The organism is Amycolatopsis ultiminotia (assembly GCF_039536925.1).
Lineage (GTDB): Bacteria > Actinomycetota > Actinomycetes > Mycobacteriales > Pseudonocardiaceae > Amycolatopsis > Amycolatopsis ultiminotia.
Genome location: NZ_BAAAZN010000008.1, coordinates 248857 through 267167, shown reverse-complemented (window position 1 = coordinate 267167; position 18311 = coordinate 248857). Strand labels below are relative to the sequence as shown.

General features: G+C 69.4%; 13 protein-coding genes and 1 pseudogene. 6 read left to right on the top strand and 8 right to left on the bottom strand.

The genetic code is table 11. The annotated features are described in order from the left end of the window. The first annotated feature begins 2 nt into the window (after positions 1-2). Complete coding sequence (locus tag ABD793_RS20530) at positions 3-1310, top strand: UDP-glucose dehydrogenase family protein (protein WP_344862280.1); 1308 nt, start codon at positions 3-5, stop codon at positions 1308-1310. 41 nt (positions 1311-1351) lie between these two features. Here ABD793_RS20530 and ABD793_RS20525 read toward each other — a convergent pair whose 3' ends face one another. The 3 genes from ABD793_RS20525 to ddaH form a co-directional block, all read right to left on the bottom strand. After that, positions 1352-2041, bottom strand: a complete 690-nt coding sequence (locus ABD793_RS20525) for a glycoside hydrolase family 75 protein (RefSeq protein ID WP_344862278.1) — start codon at positions 2039-2041, stop codon at positions 1352-1354. A gap of 293 nt (positions 2042-2334) precedes the next feature. Next, on the bottom strand, positions 2335-2970 hold the full coding sequence (locus tag ABD793_RS20520; RefSeq protein ID WP_344862276.1) for a polysaccharide deacetylase family protein: 636 nt from the start codon (positions 2968-2970) through the stop codon (positions 2335-2337). A 95-nt stretch (positions 2971-3065) separates the two neighbouring features. Beyond that, a complete protein-coding gene (gene ddaH, locus ABD793_RS20515; RefSeq protein WP_344862274.1) occupies positions 3066-3914 on the bottom strand; it encodes a dimethylargininase in 849 nt (282 codons plus the stop codon). Positions 3915-3988: 74 nt separating this feature from the next. On the opposite strand from ddaH, the gene ABD793_RS20510 reads away from it, so the two are divergent. The 4 genes from ABD793_RS20510 to ABD793_RS20495 all read left to right on the top strand — a co-directional run bounded on the left by ABD793_RS20510 (position 3989) and on the right by ABD793_RS20495 (position 8535). Next, positions 3989-4432, top strand: coding sequence for an Lrp/AsnC family transcriptional regulator (locus ABD793_RS20510; protein WP_344862272.1), 444 nt, complete (start codon positions 3989-3991; stop codon positions 4430-4432). A gap of 16 nt (positions 4433-4448) precedes the next feature. Next, the gene (locus ABD793_RS20505; RefSeq protein ID WP_344862270.1) at positions 4449-5210 is read left to right on the top strand and encodes an enoyl-CoA hydratase; all 762 of its coding nucleotides are present in this window, start codon (positions 4449-4451) and stop codon (positions 5208-5210) included. Positions 5211-5545: 335 nt separating this feature from the next. Then, positions 5546-7474: a 2-oxoacid:acceptor oxidoreductase subunit alpha gene (locus ABD793_RS20500; RefSeq protein WP_344862268.1), complete on the top strand. Its 1929-nt coding sequence runs from the start codon at positions 5546-5548 to the stop codon at positions 7472-7474. Then, positions 7471-8535, top strand: coding sequence for a 2-oxoacid:ferredoxin oxidoreductase subunit beta (locus ABD793_RS20495; protein ID WP_344862266.1), 1065 nt, complete (start codon positions 7471-7473; stop codon positions 8533-8535). Before ABD793_RS20500 ends, ABD793_RS20495 begins: the two co-directional genes overlap by 4 nt. An 86-nt stretch (positions 8536-8621) precedes the next feature. Here ABD793_RS20495 and ABD793_RS20490 read toward each other — a convergent pair. Together ABD793_RS20490 and ABD793_RS20485 are read right to left on the bottom strand one after the other, a co-directional pair. Continuing rightward, a pseudogene (locus tag ABD793_RS20490) lies at positions 8622-9170 on the bottom strand (sunset domain-containing protein); the annotation flags it as partial. A 2028-nt stretch (positions 9171-11198) separates the two neighbouring features. Continuing rightward, a complete protein-coding gene (locus ABD793_RS20485; protein WP_344862264.1) occupies positions 11199-12236 on the bottom strand; it encodes a polyprenyl synthetase family protein in 1038 nt (345 codons plus the stop codon). Positions 12237-12519: 283 nt separating this feature from the next. On the opposite strand from ABD793_RS20485, the gene ABD793_RS20480 reads away from it, so the two are divergent. Then, positions 12520-13179, top strand: coding sequence for a hypothetical protein (locus ABD793_RS20480; RefSeq protein ID WP_344862262.1), 660 nt, complete (start codon positions 12520-12522; stop codon positions 13177-13179). 69 nt (positions 13180-13248) lie between these two features. Here the strand turns inward: ABD793_RS20480 and nuoN are convergent, their stop codons facing one another. From nuoN to nuoL, 3 genes are read right to left on the bottom strand one after another with little or no spacing between them, the layout of a single operon-like run. Next, positions 13249-14817: an NADH-quinone oxidoreductase subunit NuoN gene (gene nuoN / locus ABD793_RS20475; RefSeq protein ID WP_344862497.1), complete on the bottom strand. Its 1569-nt coding sequence runs from the start codon at positions 14815-14817 to the stop codon at positions 13249-13251. Between the two features lie 12 nt (positions 14818-14829). Further along, positions 14830-16380, bottom strand: a complete 1551-nt coding sequence (locus ABD793_RS20470) for an NADH-quinone oxidoreductase subunit M (RefSeq protein ID WP_344862260.1) — start codon at positions 16378-16380, stop codon at positions 14830-14832. Position 16381: 1 nt separating this feature from the next. Next, the gene (gene nuoL, locus ABD793_RS20465) at positions 16382-18289 is read right to left on the bottom strand and encodes an NADH-quinone oxidoreductase subunit L (RefSeq protein WP_344862258.1); all 1908 of its coding nucleotides are present in this window, start codon (positions 18287-18289) and stop codon (positions 16382-16384) included. Positions 18290-18311 lie beyond the last annotated feature (22 nt).

Below are 18311 nucleotides of genomic sequence, written 5' to 3'. Positions count from 1 at the left end.
GTATGTTCGCCCGCAGAATCGCCGTGGTCGGCACCGGATACGTCGGGCTGACCACCGGCGCCTGCCTCGCCTCGCTCGGGCATCACGTGGTGTGTGCCGATGTCGATCCGGACAAGGTCGCCCGGCTTTCCCGCGGTGAGGTCGACATCCTGGAACCACGGCTGGCCGAGCTGGTCGCCGGAGGACTGGCCGCCGGACGGCTGAGCTTCGTGCTCGGCGCGAAGGCCGCGGTCGCCACCGGGAACGAGATCGTGTTCCTCTGCGTGCCGACGCCGATGGGCGTTGGCGGCGTCGCGGACCTCGCTTCGGTACAGGCGGTACTGGCCGAGATCGCCGACCTGCTCACCCCGGATTCGGTACTGGTCAACAAATCGACCGTGCCGGTGGGTACCGCGGAACGCACCCGTGAGCTGCTCGGCCGCGACGACGTCGCCGTGGTGAGCAACCCCGAGTTCCTGCGCGAGGGCTCCGCCGTCGCGGACTTCCTGAAACCGGACCGGATCGTGGTCGGCAGCCAGTCGCAGGACGCGGCGGAACGGGTGGCCGCGCTGTACGCACGGCTCGGCGCGCCGACCGTGCTCACCGACGCGGCGAGCGCGGAACTGGTGAAGTATTCGGCAAACTGCTTCCTCGCGATGAAACTTTCCTACGTCAACGCAATGGCCGAACTGTGCGAACGGCTCGGCGCGGACATCCGGGACGTCACCGAGGGGATGGGTTACGACCGGCGGATCGGCCAGTCGTTCCTCACCCCCGGTCCCGGCTGGGGCGGTTCGTGCCTGCCGAAGGACACCAGGGCAATGCTGCAGATCGCCGACTCCGCGGACTTCGAATTCCGCCTGCTGCGAGCCGCGATAGACACCAACGAACGGCAACGGCAACGCATCGTGGACAAGGTGCGGCTCGCGGTCACCGGCCGCCGCTCCGGCACGCTCGCGCACGCCCGGCTCGGCCTGTTCGGCCTGACCTTCAAGGCGAACACCGACGATCTGCGTGACTCACCCGCGTTGGCGGTGGCCGCGATGCTGCGGCAGGACGGTGCCGAACTCGTCGCCTACGATCCGGCGATTCCGGCGGACACCACGCATCCCGCGCTGGAGTCGATCAGCGTGGCCGAGGATCCGGAGCTGGCCGCGAAGGACGTCGACGCGCTCGTCGTGCTCACCGAATGGCCGCAGTTCCGCACGCTCGACTGGCCGCGGCTGGCCGAACTGGCCCGGCAGCCGGTCGTGCTGGACACCCGGAACCTGATCGACCCGGACGTGCTCACCCGCGCCGGATTCCGCGCCGAAGGCCTCGGCCGCCGCTGACCGGACCGCCGCGCCGGGTGCGCGGGGGTCCGGTCCGCGGGTCAGCCGTTGACGAACTGGCCGGCGAGGTCTTGCCCGGTGCTCGTCGCCGCACCGTGGTCCTCGATCGGGTCGACCGAGGAGTTCTTGAAGCAGATGTAGGTCACGCCGGCGTCGGTGCCGCCGTTCGACGGGTCCGGGTTGATGCCGAGATCGTTCGCGGTGGCGTAGGACGCTTCCCCGATGATCCGGTCCGGCCCGGTGTCCCCGATGACGGCGTATTCGACCTTGCCGTTGTAGATCACCGCGCAGGAACCTCCGCCCTGCAGGCCGGAGGACTCGTAGTTCCAGATGTCGCTGGAACTCGGCACCACGATGTAGGGCAGGTTCGCCGCATCGAGCGGGCGGCCGTCGGACTGGTGGAAGGCGGTGTCCGGCTGGAAACAGCAGTCGGTGTCCTCATTGCACTGCGACGTCCGCTGCCCGTCGCAATCGATGTCGAGGTCGGCCTTCCAGAAGACCGCCGACCCGCCGTCGCACACCGCGACGGAGCCGCCGGCGGCGTCCTCGTCGGTCTGGTACTTACCGTTCGAGATCTGGTTGCAGTCGTTCGTCTTGGCCAGCAACTCCTCGGCAGTGGGACCGGCCGCAGGCGCCGGGCGCCCGGGGGAGGTGGTCGCCGCCGAGGCAACCGCCGCAGGCACCACCGCCGCGGCGAGTGCCATGATCGCGAGCAGGATCAGCTTCCGCATGATGCTCCCTGTACGTTAGGAAACGTTCTTTACGATGCGGCGTGCGCACCAGAATCCTCCGCACACGGAGCCGGCGGCAACCGCCGAAAGGTGGGTGTTCTCCCGCTGACTGCGCCCCGGCCCGGACGTGCACACCAGTGCGCGGAACCGGCCGCCCAGCACAAGCCCGGCCTTCCGATGCTCCGCCGCCCGCGCTCAGCGGTCCGAGCTCAGCGGTCCGAGCTCAGCGGTCCGAGCTCCGCCGCCCGCGCTCCGCCGCCCGCGCTCCGCCGCCCGCGCGCCGCCGCCCGCGCTCAGCGGTCCGCGCGGGCCGGCCATCCGGTGTGCCAGCGGCGGGCGGATCGCCGGATCGCGCCCTCGGCCCAGCCGGTGTCAAGGTCCGAGCGGACTTCGGTCCGGGTGCGCAGCCAGCTGCCGGGACGGGATCGTCCGCCGCTGGAGTACACGCGCGTCGCCCCTGCTGCGCGTAGGTGGGTCAGCACTCTTCGGTCGTAACGGCCCGGCGGCAGTGAATACCGCTGCACCGGGGTACCGCTGAGCTCCTCCAGCAGCCGGGGTGCCGCGTCCAGTTCGCGACTCACCGTGAAGGCCCGGTCGAGATACCGCCAGTCGTGCCGGTCCCAGCCGTGCGAGCCGACGTGCATGCCCGCTTCCACCAGGCGGCGCAGGTCGGCACGGCCGACGTAGCCGCGTTCCCCCACCCGTCCGGCCAGCGGGAAGAACTCCGCACGCAGGCCGCGTTCGACGAGCCGGGGCAGGGCGATCTCCACATCGGAAATGTTGCCGTCGTCGAAGGTGAGCCGGGCGTTGCCCGCGGTCACCACGTCGAGCAGCGAATCGAACTGCTCGACGGTGAGCCAGCGCTCGTCCTCGCCGGGATCGAGGGCGCGCCGGGGCAAGCCGATGCCGTGCACCGCGAAGGTGACCATCCGTGCCTCCCCGCCCGGTCCCGTTACCGATTAATCATGCTACCCGATTAATCCGGTTCGCAAACGGAGTAGTGGCCGGCAATCCGCACCGGGATCTACTTGCGGAGCTCCATCGTGCAGCACTTCGGCCCGCCACCGGCCTTGCGCAGTTCGGAGACGTCGAGATAAACGGGCTCGTAGCCACGCCGGGAAAGCTGCGCACCCAGCCCCGTGGTCCGCGCTTCCAGCGGGAGCACCACGTTGCGGCCGTCCGACACCCCGTTGAGACCGAAGCACTCGGCGTCGGCCGCGGTGGCGAGCACCGCATCCGGGAAGAGCCGGCGCAGCACCCGCTGTGAGCCGGGCGAGAACGCCTCCGGGTAGTAGGCGACCTGCGCGGACGTCGTGTCGGTGGCTTCCGCGAGCACGAACAGCGCCGTGTCGAGGTGGTAGTACCGCGGATCGACGAGGCGGAGCGACACGACCGGGACGCCCAGCACCTCCTGCGCCTCGCCGTGCGCGGCCGGATCGGTGCGGAATCCGGTGCCGGCCAGCAACACCCGGCCGGTCCACGCGAAGTCGCCCTCGGCCTCGTTGATCTTCTCCGGCATGGTCAGGTCGCGGTAGCCGTGCTCGGTGAACCAGCGCCGGAAGTGCTCGGCCTCCGCGGCCCGCTGCGGCGCACGGAACCGCGCACCGAGCACCCGCCCGTCCACGACGGTGCCCGAGTTCGCCGCGAAGACCATGTCCGGCAGGCCCGGCTGCGGTTCGATCTCCTCGACGGTGTGACCGAGTCGCCGGTAGGTGTCGCGCAGTTCGGACCACTGCGCCAGGGCAACCCCTGCGCTGACCGGTTGGGTGGGGTCCATCCAGGGGTTGATCGCGTAGTCCACCGCGAAATACCGCGGTGGACACATCAGGTAACGGCGGGGCGTGGGCACCCGCGGCACGGCCAGTCCCTGCATGAGACAAGGGTAAGGTCAGCCTAATATCGCAATCAATCGCTGTTCGCTGCGCACATACCTGCTAAACATTGCGTGTGAACACCATTGACCAGCGAATCATTTCCTGCCTGGTGGCGAACGCGCGCTCCAGCTACGCGGAGATCGGCAAGGTGGTCGGGCTTTCCGCGCCGGCAGTGAAGCGCCGCGTCGACCGGCTGCTGGAAACCGGCGTGCTGCGCGGGTTCACCGCCGTCGTCGATCCGGAGGCACTTGGCTGGGGCACCGAGGCGTTCGTGGAGGTGCACTGCCAGGGCAACGTGGCGCCGGGACGGATCCGTGCCCGGCTGGAACCGCTGCCCGAGGTCGTCGCCGCCTACACGGTGTCCGGCGCAGCGGACGCGATCGTGCACCTGCGTGCGGCGGACATCCACCACCTCGAGACGGCGCTGGAACGGCTGCGCGGTCTGGAGATCGTCGACCGGACCGTGTCCACCGTGGTGCTGTCACGGTTGCTGGAACGGCCACCGAGCCCGTCGTGAGTGGGATGCTCGGCGCATGACCGACCGCATCCACAGCGAGCACGACCACGGCATCGCACTGCTCACCGTCGACGCCCCGAACAGCCGCAACGCCCTGACCCTCGACCTCTCCGCGGAGCTGGCTGCTGCCGTGGCGCGCGCCGAGTCCGATGAGGACGTGCACGCCGTGATCGTCACCGGTGCTCCACCGGCATTCTGCGCGGGCGCCGACCTCACCGCGCTCGGCGAAGCGGACGCGAACGGGCTCCGCTCCGTGTACGCGGGCTTCCTCGCCGTCGCCGGGTGCAGCCTGCCCACGATCGCCGCGGTCGGCGGGGCCGCAGTAGGCGCCGGACTGAACCTCGCGCTGGCCGCCGACGTGCGTCTCGCGGGCCCGCGCGCCAAGTTCATCCCCCGTTTCCTGGAACTGGGTTTGCACCCCGGTGGCGGGATGACCTGGATGACCCAGCGACTGCTCGGACCCCAGCAAGCCGCCGCGATGACGCTGTTCGGCGAAGCACTCGACGCGGCAGCAGCCGTCCGTGCCGGGCTGGCCCTGCGCGTGGTCGACGGCGATCACGAGGCACTGCTCACCGCCGCTCGCGAACTCGCCGCGCCGGCAGTGTCCGCACCACGCGAACTCCTGGTGTCCACGAAGCGGACCATGCGGCTCACCAGCGGCCTCACCGAGCACTCCGCGGCGGTCGACGCGGAGATCGCCCCGCAGCTGGAATCACTGGCCGCACCGGCGTTCGCGGAGCGGCTCGCGGCGATGAAAGCCCGGATCACCCGACGCTGACCAGCGCACCGGCCCGGCCGTCCGGATGGTGAGAACACTCAAGCTCCAGCGAGCTTTGAGTTTCCGGCTGCACCATTGGTGGGAGACGCGCGTCACTCCGGTTCGCGAGGTCTCGCCCACTACCATCGTCATGAACTGTGCCGAGGGGGGCTCGTCGTCGCAGCCGGAGGGGAAGGATGCCGATCCGGGTACCCCAGTACCGGGGAAATTCCAGGTTCTCGGCGAGTAGCCTCGGGAACAGGCCCCGTGATGGCGCCGACGTCGCCGGGCGGGGGTTTCACCCCGGGAACCGACCCGGGGCGGCAGCACGTCGGGAGAGAGGGATTCCCTGACCCATGAGCACGAGTGCGAACGGCAGCGCTACCGGCAACGGGCACGGTTCGCTGACCGCGACCAGGTCCACCGAGGTGAACAAACTGGATCGGGTGGTCATCCGGTTCGCGGGTGACTCGGGTGACGGTATGCAGCTGACCGGTGACCGGTTCACCTCGGAGGCCGCTGCGTTCGGCAACGACCTTTCCACGATGCCGAACTTCCCCGCCGAGATCCGCGCCCCGCAGGGCACCATCCCCGGCGTGTCGTCGTTCCAGGTGCACTTCGCCGATTACGACATCCTGACCCCCGGCGACCGGCCGGACGTACTCGTCGCGATGAACCCCGCCGCGCTCAAGGCGAACCTGCGCGACGTGCCCCGTGGCGGCACGATCATCCTCAACACCGACGAGTTCTCCAAGCGCAACCTGGTCAAGGTCGGCTATGAGAACGATCCGCTCGACGACGACACGCTGTCCGCGTTCCAGGTGCACCGGGTCGCCATGTCGACACTGACCCAGGGTGCGCTCGCGGACACCGGACTCGGCAAGAAGGACGCCGAGCGGTGCAAGAACATGTTCGCGCTCGGGTTGCTGTCCTGGATGTACCACCGGCCGACCGAGGGCACCGAGCGGTTCCTCAAGGAGAAGTTCGCGAAGAAGCCGGACATCGCCGAGGCCAACATCCTGGCCTTCCGCGCGGGCTGGAACTACGGCGAGACCACCGAATCGTTCGCGACCACGTTCGAGGTCGCGCCTGCCAAACTGGCGCAGGGCACCTACCGGCAGATCACCGGGAACACCGCGCTCGCCTACGGGATCGTGGCCGCGGGACAGCAGTCCGGTCTGCAGATCCTGCTCGGCACCTACCCGATCACCCCGGCCAGCGACATCCTGCACGAGCTGTCCAAGCACAAGAACTTCGGCATCCTCACCTTCCAGGCGGAGGACGAGATCGCCGGCATCGGCGCCGCACTCGGCGCCTCCTACGGCGGGGCGCTCGGCGTCACCTCCACCTCCGGGCCCGGCGTCGCGCTCAAGTCCGAGGCGGTGGGCCTCGGCGTGATGACCGAGCTGCCACTGGTCGTGATCGACGTGCAGCGCGGCGGCCCGTCCACCGGCCTGCCGACCAAGACCGAGCAGGCCGATCTGCTGCAGGCGATGTTCGGCCGCAACGGCGAATCCCCGGTACCGATCGTCGCGCCGTGCTCCCCCGCGGACTGTTTCGACGCGGCGCTCGAGGCGACCCGGATCGCGCTGCAGTACCGCACCCCGGTGCTGCTGCTCTCCGACGGCGCGATCGCCAACGGCTCGGAGCCGTGGCTGATCCCGGACGTCGCGAACCTGCCGGACCTGCGCGTCGAGTTCGCGTCCGAACCCAACGCCGACAACGACTCCGGCGAGTTCTGGCCCTACGTCCGCGATCCGGAGACGCTCGCCCGCGCCTGGGCGGTGCCGGGCACGCCCGGACTGCAGCACCGCATCGGCGGGCTGGAGAAGGCCGACCGCACCGGGCACATCTCCTACGACCCGGACAACCACGACGCGATGGTCCGGCTGCGCCAGGCCAAGGTCGACGGCATCGAGGTACCGGACGTGGTGGTCGACGATCCTTCCGGCGAGGCACGGGTGCTCGCGCTGGGCTGGGGTTCGTCCTACGGCCCGATCGGCGCGGCCTGCCGCCGGGTGCGGAAGATGGGGATGCCGATCGCGCAAGCGCACCTGCGCCACCTCAACCCGCTGCCGCACAACCTCGGCGACCTCCTGAGCCGCTACGACAAGGTCGTGGTGCCGGAGATGAACCTCGGCCAGCTCGCACTGTTGCTGCGGGCGAAGTACCTGGTGGACGTTCACTCGCATACGAAGGTTGCCGGCCTGCCGTTCAAGGCCGAGGAGCTACAGGACGTGTTCGCCGACATCATCACCAACCTCGTTCCGGAGGGCGTCAAGTGACCGCCATCGACCTCGGGCTGCCGCAGCTGGGCGGCCTCGATCTGGTCCCGACCACCGACGACACGCAGAAGGCCAAGGACTACAAGTCCGACCAGGAAGTGCGCTGGTGCCCCGGCTGCGGCGACTACGTGGTGCTCAACGCCGTCCAGTCGTTCCTGCCGAGCCTCGGGCTCAAGCGCGAGAACATCGTGTTCATCTCGGGTATCGGTTGCTCGTCGCGGTTCCCGTACTACCTCAACACCTACGGCATGCACTCGATCCACGGCCGCGCACCGTCGATCGCGACCGGACTGGCCACCACCCGCCCCGACCTGTCGGTGTGGGTCGTCACCGGTGACGGCGACGCGCTGTCCATCGGCGGCAACCACCTGATCCACGCGTTGCGCCGCAACGTGAACATCAAGATCCTGCTGTTCAACAACCGGATCTACGGCCTGACCAAGGGCCAGTACTCACCGACCTCGGAGCCGGGCAAGGTCACCAAGTCGACCCCGATGGGTTCGGTGGACACCCCGTTCAACCCGCTGTCGCTCGCGATCGGCGCCGAGGCATCGTTCGTCGGCCGGGCACTCGACTCCGACCGCAAGGGCCTCACCGAGGTACTCGAAGCGGCCGCGCGGCACCGGGGTTCGGCACTCGTGGAGATCTACCAGAACTGCCCGATCTTCAACGACGGCGCCTTCGACGTGCTCAAGGACAAGGACGAGGCGGCCCAGCGGCTGATCCCGCTGCGGGCAGGTGAGCCGATCCGGTTCGGCGCGGAAGGCGAGTACGGCGTGCGCCGCAGTGACTGGGGCGGACTCGACATCGGCAAGGTCGCGGAAATCGGCGAGGACAACGTCGTCGTGCACGACCCGTCGATCGCCGACACCAGCTACGCGTTCGCGCTGTCCCGCCTCGGCGACCAGAACCTCTCGCACGTCCCGTCCGGGATCCTGCGCCAGGTCGAGCGGCCCACCTACGACGACGGCGCCCGCGCCCAGGTCGAGCAGGCCCGCGAAGCCCACCAGCCGGATCTGCAGGGACTGCTGCGGGGCAAGGACACCTGGACCGTCGTCTGATCCCGTCCATTCACGACAGCGGCCGCCATCCCCTCTCGGATGGCGGCCGCTGTCGCTAGTGGACTTGGCTTCTGTCGCTAGTGGACTCAGTGCAGCGGACGGAACCCGACGCGTTCGGCATCGGCGGCGGAACGGAACCAGACCTCCGCGACCATCCGCGGGAACTGTGGTGATTCCTCGGTGCAGTACCGCAGCGCGGTGACGCTCGCCTTCACGGTGAACCCGTCGGCCGGCCGGCCGCCACCGGGACGGGGCATCGCCGACCCCGGACCGAACGGCCCCACCGGCACCGCGTCTGCATCGGACTGCCGCGCCGACGGCGGTTCCGGCGCATCCTGGACCGGCTGGACGTTCTGGACCGGCGGCACGTCTTGGTTCGGCGGGACATCCGGGGGCAGCGGTACGTCCGGATTCGGCTGGACGTTCTGAGCTGGCTGGACGTTCTCGTTCGGCGGCACGTCCCGGTTCGACCGCACGGACGGTTCGAACAGGGACCCGCTCTGCGTCCCGCTCAGCTCCGGATCACGGCGCTCGATCGGCCGCATCGAAGGCTGAATCGGCCGCGGCGCGTCAAACCCACCGCGCGGCGACACTTCGCGCGGCTGCCGCTTGGGCAACCCCGGCGAACCGTCCGCGGATTCCACAGTGGACTCCTGCACACCCGGCCCGGCGGGCGGCGCATACCCGCCCTCCGCCGGGACGAAGGCAGACTCCCGACCGCCCTCCGGTGAGGGGGAAGCAGGTTCCCGACCACCCTCCGCCGGAGCGAAAGCAGACTCCTGTCCGCCCTCCGGCGAGGCGAAGGGCCCCCGGCCGCCCTCTGGTGAGGGGGAAGCAGGTTCCCGGCCGCCGTTGGCGGGGCTGAGGTGGTCGGTCGCCGCGGGTTCCGCAAGGTGGTCGGTCGCCGTCGTCGCCGTGAGGTGGTCGGTCGGCGCGGGCTCGGCAAGGTGCCCGTCGGACGGCTCCTCGAACGGAGAGCGCTGCGGCAGATCGGGCCGCCGGAACCAATCCGACTCCGGTTCCGGCTCGGTGCGCGACGCGGGCTGGAACAACGAGATCGACTGGTCCGCATCGTCCGAAGTGGACGATTGCCGGTCACCCCCGCCATCCACCGGCGCCGGGTCCAGCCGACGCTCCAAAACGGACTGTTCCGCGTCGGCCAGCCGGTGATACCCACTGCCGTGCTCGTCCGCCGGGTACGGGTCCGGCTCGACGATGCGATGAGATCCACTGTCGGAGGCCTGCCCGGCCGGGCTGAGATATTCGGTTGCGGCAGCCCGGTAATCGGGCCCGCCGTCGAGCCGCTGGGAAAATGAGCCCGCCGCAGCGCCCTCCTCGGCAGCCACGCCCGCGGCACCGAGACCCGCCTCGACGGAGCCGCTCTCGGAAGCCGGTTCCTCCTCGGAGAAGCCGGCCAGACCGGCAGGGCGGGAATCGGCGAAGATCGACTGGTTCCGGTCCCCACCGGAGAAACCGCCCGCACCCGCAGCCGCACCGGCCCCGGCAAACCCCGGCCGGTCACCACCGGGAAAACCGGCTTCCGCCGCACCACGGTCGGCGCCACCGGACCCGGAGTCCACAGTGGCCCGATCGGCGCCAGTCCGCCCGGAGTCCACAGTGGCCCGACCAGCGCCGGTCAGCCCGGAGTCCACAGTGGTCCACTCGGCACCGGTCAGCCCGGAGTCCGCCCCGGCCCGGTCGGCGCCAGTCCGCCCGGAGTCCACAGTGGCCCGACCAGCGCCGGTCAGCCCGGAGTCCACAGTGGTCCACTCGGCACCGGTCAGCCCGGAGTCCGCCCCGGCCCGGTCGGCACCGGTCGGGCCGGCGTCCACAGTGGTGCGATCGGCACCGGCGTCCACGCCCGGCCGATCAGCGCCGCCGGGGCCCGAGTCCATTGTGGCCGGCTCGACACCACCGAACCTCGCACCCTCGGCAGTCCGGTCGGCACCGCCGAATCCGGAGTCCACTGTGGTCCGCTCGCCGCTGCGACCGCGTCCTCCGGTCGGCTGGTCGGCGGAGCCGAAAGCGGGCGCCGCGACCGCCCTGCCGTCGTCCGAAAAGCCCGTTTCGCCCGGTGTGTCACCGGTTTCGGTGAACCCGGTGTCCCCGGCCGTCCCGCCGGATCCGGCGAGGTTCGGTGGCGGCGTGGCCCGGTCCGCCTCGTGGTAGGCCTGCTCCCCGGCCGCACCGGGGAATCCCGAACGGTCCGCCCGGTCGCCGTAGTCCCCGCCGAGCAGGCCGGTGTCCAGATTCGACGAGTACCGCGCGTCGTGGTCGCGGGCCTCGGCGTCGGCGCGGGCGAAGGCCTCGTCGACCTCGTCGTCCGCGGCAGGGCCGGTGGCCGTGCGATATTCCGCCTCGTACTCGGACTCCGGATCGAAGCCGCGGGCGGCGGGTTGGAGCAGCGCCGTGGCAGGGGCCGCACCGCGGGTCCACGACGAGGTCTCACCGGAGACCGGAGACAGCGTCGCGGTGCTGCCCGCACGGGCGTTGGCCGGGGTTCGGGCGGCGTCAGCGTGCGTCTGGGCCAGCCGCTCCTCCACTTCCCGGACGCGTCTGCGCAGCGGCCGCACCAGCACCAGCCAGGCGACGAGCACACCGACGAAGAAGGCCAGCAGGCTCCACAGCCACACCTGCCCGAAAATGGACATCCACCGCCCCTTTTAGAACGTTCGCGCGACCAGGTAGTCGGCGACCGACTCGCAAGCGTCACGCGCGGGGGAAGCGGGCAGCGCGGCGAGCTCGGCACGTGCCCGAGAAGCGTAGTCGGAAAGAGTGACGCGCGCGCGTTCGAGGCCGCTCGAACGGCGCAGCAATCCGAGTGCCTCCTCGACGAGCTCGTCCTCGACGATCGGGCCCGCCAGCAGCTCGTGCAGCCGGGGCTCGGCATCCGGATCGGCCAGCGCGTACAGCATGGGCAGCGTACGAACGCCTTCCCGCAGGTCGGTGCCCTGCGCCTTGCCCAGCTCGACCGAGGGCGAGGCGATGTCGATGATGTCGTCGGAGATCTGGAACGCGGTGCCGATGGTGTCCCCGAACCGGCGCAGTGCCTGCACCTGCTCCTCGTCCGCGCCGGACATCATCCCGCCGAACCGCCCGGACGTCGCAATCAGCGAGCCGGTCTTCTGCCCGATCACGGTGAGGTAGTGCTCGACCGGATCGTCACCGGGACCGGGGCCGACGGTCTCCCGCATCTGGCCGGTGACCAGCTCACCGAACGTCTCGGCGATGATCCGCGCCGCGTCCGTGCCGAGGTCGGCGACGAGCCTGGAGGCGTGCGCGAAGAGAAAATCGCCGGTGAGGATCGCGACGGTGTTGTCCCAGCGCGCGTTCACGCTCTCCGCGCCGCGGCGCATGGTGGCCTCGTCCATGACGTCGTCGTGGTACAGCGTCGCGAGGTGCACCAGCTCGACCGCGGCGGCCGCGACGAGCACCTGCTCCCCCTGCTTCGGCCCGAACTGCGCGGACAGCAGCGTGAAGAGCGGACGAAAACGTTTGCCCCCCGCTTCGACCAGGTGCAACGCCGCGTCGTGGACCGCCTGCACATCGCTCTTCACGACGTCCCGCAGCATGGTTTCCACCTCGGCGAGACCGGCCGCGATGGACCGGAGCAGCTGCTCGTCCTCGATCTGCAGCCCGACGGTCGCGCGCAGGTCCTCGACAGCGCCATCCCGGGCCGCCCCCGGAGGTGGTGAAGACACAGACACGTCGGCTCCGCTCTCTCATGGCTCGTTCGTGCGCCGTTGACCCCCTCCAGGGTAGTGGTTACCCAATGCCTCCCGTTTACCCGCTGTCCAGCGGAAACGGTGACGAACGCGACAACAGGCAAAACGATCTCCGGCACCCCGCGGGCGAACCGCCCCAGTGCCTCGAACGAGTTGATCCACGCTCCCGGACGAGTGACAGCGGGCCGGAACCGCAACGGACGAATCGGGCTCGCAGATAGTCACTGGAGCAACACCGGCGGCAGCGAGGGAGCAACACATGCGGAACACGAACGGCAGGCGGAACGGGCTCGCGGGAGCGCTGCTGGTGGCAGGAGGCGTCCTCGCCGGGGCGGGAGCCGCGGACGCGGCCACCCCGGCCGGCGTCGCGGACCTCGGCGGAGCGGAGTTCACCAAGGCCGGCGTCCCGGTTTCCGTTCCGGCGCTGGCTCCGTGCGCCGTCGAAGGACCCACGGACGCGACGTCGGATGCCGTGGCGAAAACCGGGCTGACCTTCGGCGGTGGCACCTCCTCGTGCACCACCGAGGTCACTGATCCGGCCAACGACGTCACCAAGACCACGTCCACCGCGACCGGCAAGGACTTCGAGCTGTCCGCGCTCGTCAGCGCGGGCGGACGGCGGATCAAGCTGGCGTCCTACACCGTCACCTGCACCGGCGTGCAGGGCCAGACCAGCGCGGACTGGACGTTCAGCGGCCTGGCCGGCATCACCGACCTGCCCTCGCCAGTGCCGGTGAACTACGCCAAGCCACTCACCAAGACCGACGGCACGGTGCTCGCCACCGCAGTCTTCAACAGCCAGACGCTGCCCGGCAACGGCAGCATCAGCCTCACCATGCTGCGCATCGACTTCGCCCCGGCCTCCGGCGTCAGCGGCTCGGTGACAGTGGGCCACACGGCCTGCGCACCGACGCCCTGAGGCACTCCCCGGACACCCACGAAGGCCGCCACGAACGATCCGTGGCGGCCTTCTGCGACAACCGGAGCCCTACGAGGCGAAGCCGCCCGAACCAGCCCAGTTCAGTGCGAACGCAGGCACTAGGCCGAGCACCAGCGTGACCACCACGCCGAGCGTGATGGCCGCCGTGGTGAAGCCGCCGGGAACGCTGACCGTCGGGCCGTCCGCGGCCGGTTCCGAGAAGTACATCAGCACGATCACCCGCAGGTAGAAGAACGCCGCCACCGCGCTGAACACCAGTGCGACCACCACCAGCGGGGCCATTCCGTCCGAGAGCGCCGCGGAGAACACCACGAACTTGCCGACGAACCCGCTCGTCAGCGGGATCCCGGCGAGCGCGAGCAACAGGAAGGTGAACACCCCTGCCAGTACCGGCGAGCGTTTCGCCAGCCCGGCCCACGCGGACAGGTGGGTGGCTTCGCCGCGGGAATCGCGCACCAGGCTGATCACGCCGAACGCGGCGAGCGTGGTGAAGCCGTAGGCAAGCAGGTAGAACAGCGTGCTGGAAAGGCCGTTCTCGGTCATCGCGATGGCGCCGACGAGCAGGAAGCCCGCATGCGCGATCGAGGAGTAGGCGATCATCCGCTTCACGTCGGTCTGGGTGAGGCCGAGGATCGCACCGATCACCATCGAGATGATCGCCACCGCCCACAGCACCCCGCGCCATTCCCAGCTGGTCGAAGAGAACGCGACCGAGAGCACCCGCAGGATCGCACCGAACGCGGCCACCTTCGTACAAGCCGCCATGAACCCGGTGACCGGCGTCGGGGCGCCCTGGTAGACGTCCGGCGTCCAGGTGTGGAACGGGCCGACCGAACCCTTGAACAGCAGGCCCACCACGAGCAGCCCGAGACCGGCGAACAGCAGGGTGTCCGAGCGGTCCGAACCGGCCGCGGCGTGTGCGATGTCGGCGAGCTTCACCGAGTTCGCGTAGCCGTACAGCAGCGCCAGCCCGTACAGGAAGAACGCCGAGGAGAACGCGCCGAGCAGGAAGTACTTGACCGCCGACTCCTGCGAGATGAGCCGGCGCCGCCGGGCGAGACCGCACATCAGGTACAGCGGCAGGCTCAGCACCTCGAGCGCGATGAACATGGTGAGCAGGTCGTTGGCCGCGCAGAAGGCCATCATCCCGCCGAGCGCGAACAGCGTCAGCGGGAAGACCTCGGTCTGCGACGCCGTGGTGGCGCCTGCCTGTGCGCGGTCCTGCGCGGTACCGGGACTGATCGCCGCCTGCGCCACGAACGCGCCACCCGGCTCCACCTTGCGGTCCGCGATGAGCAGCAGCGCGCCGAGTGCAAGCAGCAGCAGCGTGCCCCACAGGAACAGCGACGGCCGGTCCACCGAGATCGCCCCGGAGAACGTGGTGGTGCCCGCCTTCGGCGACGAGCCACTGGCGTAGGTGATCAGCGAGACCCCGGCGGCGAGGATCGCGATGACCGAGATCGCGACCTGGATCCCCCACCTCGTCGCCTTCGGCGCAAACGCTTCCACCAGCACACCCACACATGCGACGCCGAAGACGATCAGCATCGGCAGTACGGCCGCGTAATCGACCGGTGGCGCTTGCACCTGGGCGGTGGGCGCCTGCGCGAGGAACATGTCGAGCACGGTTTACTTGCCTCCCTGCACGGCAGACAGCGTCGCCTGCACCGACGGGGTGATCGTGTCGAGCAACGGCTTGGGGTACACGCCCAAGCCGATGATCAGGATGACCATCGGCGCGAGAATCGCGATCTCGCGTCCGCCGAGGTCCTTGACGGCCTTCTTGGCGCCGAGTTCCGGCGCCATCGCGGTGCCCGGCCCGCCGCCGACCCCGACCAGTGCGTCGCCGCGGACGGGGCCCTGCATGATCCGCTGGTACAGCCACAGCACGTAGGCCGCGGCGAGCACCATGCCCACGGTCGCGAGGATCGTGTACACCGGGTGGTCCACAAAGGACCCCAGCAGCACCAGGAACTCGCTGATGAACGAGTTCGTGCCGGGCAGCGACAACGCGGAGAGCCCGGCGATCAGCAACATGCCGCCAAGCAGCGGGGTCACCCTCGCCATCCCGCCGTAGTCCGAGATGCGGGTCGAACCACCGCGCATCACGATCAGGCCGACCACCACGATCAGCATGCCGGTGGAGAGGCTGTGGTTGAGCATGTAGGACACCGAGCCGACCATCGCCTGCTCGTTGAAGGTGAAGATGCCCAGCGCGATGAAGCCGAAGTGGGCGATCGAGACGTAGGCGAGGAACCGCTTCATGTCCGACTGCCCGGCGGCGAGGATCGAGCCGTAGAGCACCCCGATCACCGAAAGCACCAGCACCAGCGGCGCCAGCGTTTTGCTCGCCTCCGGGAACATCGGCAGGCAGTAGCGCAGGAAGCCGAACGTGCCGACCTTGTCCAGCACACCCACCAGCAGCACCGCGACGCCGATCGGCGCCTGCCCCGCGGCATCCGGTAGCCAGGTGTGGAACGGCACCAGCGGCGCCTTGATCGCGAACGCGAGGAAGAAGCCGAGGAACAGCCAGACCTGCGTGCCGGTCGGCGCGTCCCGGACCACCGTGACGAGGGTGGCCCAGTCGAAGGTGCCCTTGCCGAGCTTGTCCGAGGCGAGCGAGTACGCGCCGATCGCCGAGGCCAGCATGATCAGGCCGCCGAGGAACGAGTACAGGAAGAACTTCACCGCCGCGTACTGCCGGTTCGTGCCGCCGTAGCCGCCGATCAGGAAGTACATCGGGATCAGCATGATCTCGAACAGCACGTAGAAGAGGAACACGTCGGTCGCCGCGAAGACGCCGATCGTGAGCGCCTCCTGCAGCAGGATCAGCGACAGGAACCCACCGGCGCTGCGGCCGGCCGGGAGCTTGTCGGTGAGCCCGAGCGCGCCGACGACGATCGGCACCAGCAGTGCGATCACCGCGATCATGATCAGCGAGATGCCGTCGGTGCCGAACGAGATGTGGATGCCGAAGCTGGGGATCCAGTCCATCGTGCTCGCCTGCTGGATCCGTTCTCCCGAAGGCGAGTAACTCGCCCAGAACGGGATGATCAGCAGGAACTCCACAATGGACACGCCCAGCGCGGTGGCGATCGCGGCCCGGTCGTTCCCCTTGAGGAACGCCAGCACCAGCGAACCGGCCAGCGGCAGCAGGATGAGTGCCAGAAGCCAAGTCATGTCAGGAGAACCTCACCAGCAGAAGGGCCGCCAGAAGCAGGAACGTGCCGCCGAGCATGGACAACGCGTAGGACCGCACGAACCCGGTCTGCAGCCGGCGCAGCCGTCCGGATCCGCCGCCGAGTGCCGCGGCGAGGCCGTTGACCGCCCCGTCCACCCCGCGGTTGTCCACGTAGACCAGTGCACGGGAGAGCCAGGTGCCGGGACGGGCGACCAGTGTTTCGTTCAGCGCGTTGCCGTACAGGTCCTTGCGGGCCGCGCGCACCGGCCAGGACACCCGCTCCGGGCGCTGCACCGGGACATCGCGGGAAGGCCGGAACACCACCACCGCGACGAGCACGCCGATCGCGGCGAGCACCAGGGTCGCGGCTGGGACCGTCCAGGACGGGATCGGCGTGTGCTCGGCCTCCTCGAACGCACCGACCACCGGGGACAGCCAGTCCACGAACCGGTTGCCGATCGCGAAGAACGCACCCGCGCCGATCGAGCCGACGGCGAGGATCGCCATCGGGATCCACATGATCGGCTTGGACTCGTGCGGGTGGAAGTCCCGGCCGTCCGAGGACTTGATCTCCTTCCAGCGCGATTTGCCGAAGAAGGTCAGCATCATCAGCCGGGTCATGTAGAACGCGGTGAGCCCGGCACCGATCACCGTGGCGAGGCCGAACACCCAGCCGCGCCAGCCTTCCTGGCCGAACGCCGCCTCGATGATCGCGTCCTTGGTGTAGTACCCGGTGAGGAACGGGAAGCCGATGATGGCGAGGTAGCCGAGGCCGAAGGTGACGAAGGTGATCGGCATCTTCCTGGCCAGTCCGCCGAACTTGCGCATGTCGACCTCTTCGTTCATGCCGTGCATGACCGAACCGGCGCCGAGGAACAGCCCGGCCTTGAAGAAGCCGTGTGCGACCAGGTGCATGATGCCGAGCGCGTAGATGCCCGGTCCGAGGCCGACCGCCAGCATCATGTAGCCGATCTGGCTGACCGTGGAGTACGCGAGCACCTTCTTGATGTCGTCGTAGGCACAGCCGACCACGCATCCCAGCAGCAGCGTGACCGCGCCGACCAGGGTGACCACCAGCCTGCCGTCCGGCGTCGCGGTGAAGATCACGTTCGAGCGGGCGACCAGGTAGACGCCCGCGGTGACCATGGTTGCCGCGTGGATCAGCGCGGACACCGGGGTCGGACCCTCCATTGCGTCCGGCAGCCACGCCTGCAGCGGGAACTGACCGGACTTACCGCACGCCCCGAGCAGCAGCAGGATCGCGATCGCGGTGATCGCCGCGGGCGGGACCCTGCCGTCCGCGATACCGTCGAAGACCTGTGCGTAGCCGGTGGAGCCGACGTACTTGAACATCAGGAAGATCGCCAGCGCGAGCCCGACGTCACCGACGCGGTTCATCAGGAACGCCTTCTTCGCCGCGGTCGCCGCGGACGGGCGGTGCTGGTACCAGCCGATCAGCAGGTACGACGCGAGACCGACGCCCTCCCAACCGAGGTACAGCGTCACGAAGCTGTTGCCGAGCACCAGGATCAGCATCGAGGCGACGAACAGGTTCAGGTACGCGAAAAAGCGGTGCCTGCCCTCGTCGTCGGACATGTAGCCGATCGAATAGAAGTGGATCAGCATGCCGACGCCGGTGATCAGCAGCACGAACGTCAGCGACAGCGCGTCGATCCGCAGTCCGAAGTCCACTTGCAGCTGACCGACCGGGATCCAGGAGAAGACCTTGGTGTCCACGGTGGCGTCGCTGTTGGTGGCGAAGAACAGCAGCACGCCGTAGACGAAGGCCAGTGCGACGGTGGCGGTGCCGAGCAGATGCCCCCACGCCCTCGCCCGTTTCCCGGAAAGCAACAGGATCAGGGCGCCGAGGGCGGGAAGGGCCACCAGCAGCCACGATGATGCGGTCACTCGCGAATCCTTTCAGTGGCGC

Coding starts and splice junctions, on each gene's coding strand:
- ABD793_RS20520 (WP_344862276.1), bottom strand. CDS start 2,970: ATGGTCACCTTCGCGGTGCACGGCATCGGCTTGCCCCGGCGCGCCCTC.
- ABD793_RS20505 (WP_344862270.1), top strand. CDS start 4,449: ATGACCGACCGCATCCACAGCGAGCACGACCACGGCATCGCACTGCTC.
- ABD793_RS20500 (WP_344862268.1), top strand. CDS start 5,546: ATGAGCACGAGTGCGAACGGCAGCGCTACCGGCAACGGGCACGGTTCG.
- ABD793_RS20525 (WP_344862278.1), bottom strand. CDS start 2,041: ATGCGGAAGCTGATCCTGCTCGCGATCATGGCACTCGCCGCGGCGGTG.
- ddaH (WP_344862274.1), bottom strand. CDS start 3,914: ATGCAGGGACTGGCCGTGCCGCGGGTGCCCACGCCCCGCCGTTACCTG.
- ABD793_RS20480 (WP_344862262.1), top strand. CDS start 12,520: ATGCGGAACACGAACGGCAGGCGGAACGGGCTCGCGGGAGCGCTGCTG.
- ABD793_RS20530 (WP_344862280.1), top strand. CDS start 3: ATGTTCGCCCGCAGAATCGCCGTGGTCGGCACCGGATACGTCGGGCTG.
- ABD793_RS20470 (WP_344862260.1), bottom strand. CDS start 16,380: ATGACTTGGCTTCTGGCACTCATCCTGCTGCCGCTGGCCGGTTCGCTG.
- nuoN (WP_344862497.1), bottom strand. CDS start 14,817: ATGTTCCTCGCGCAGGCGCCCACCGCCCAGGTGCAAGCGCCACCGGTC.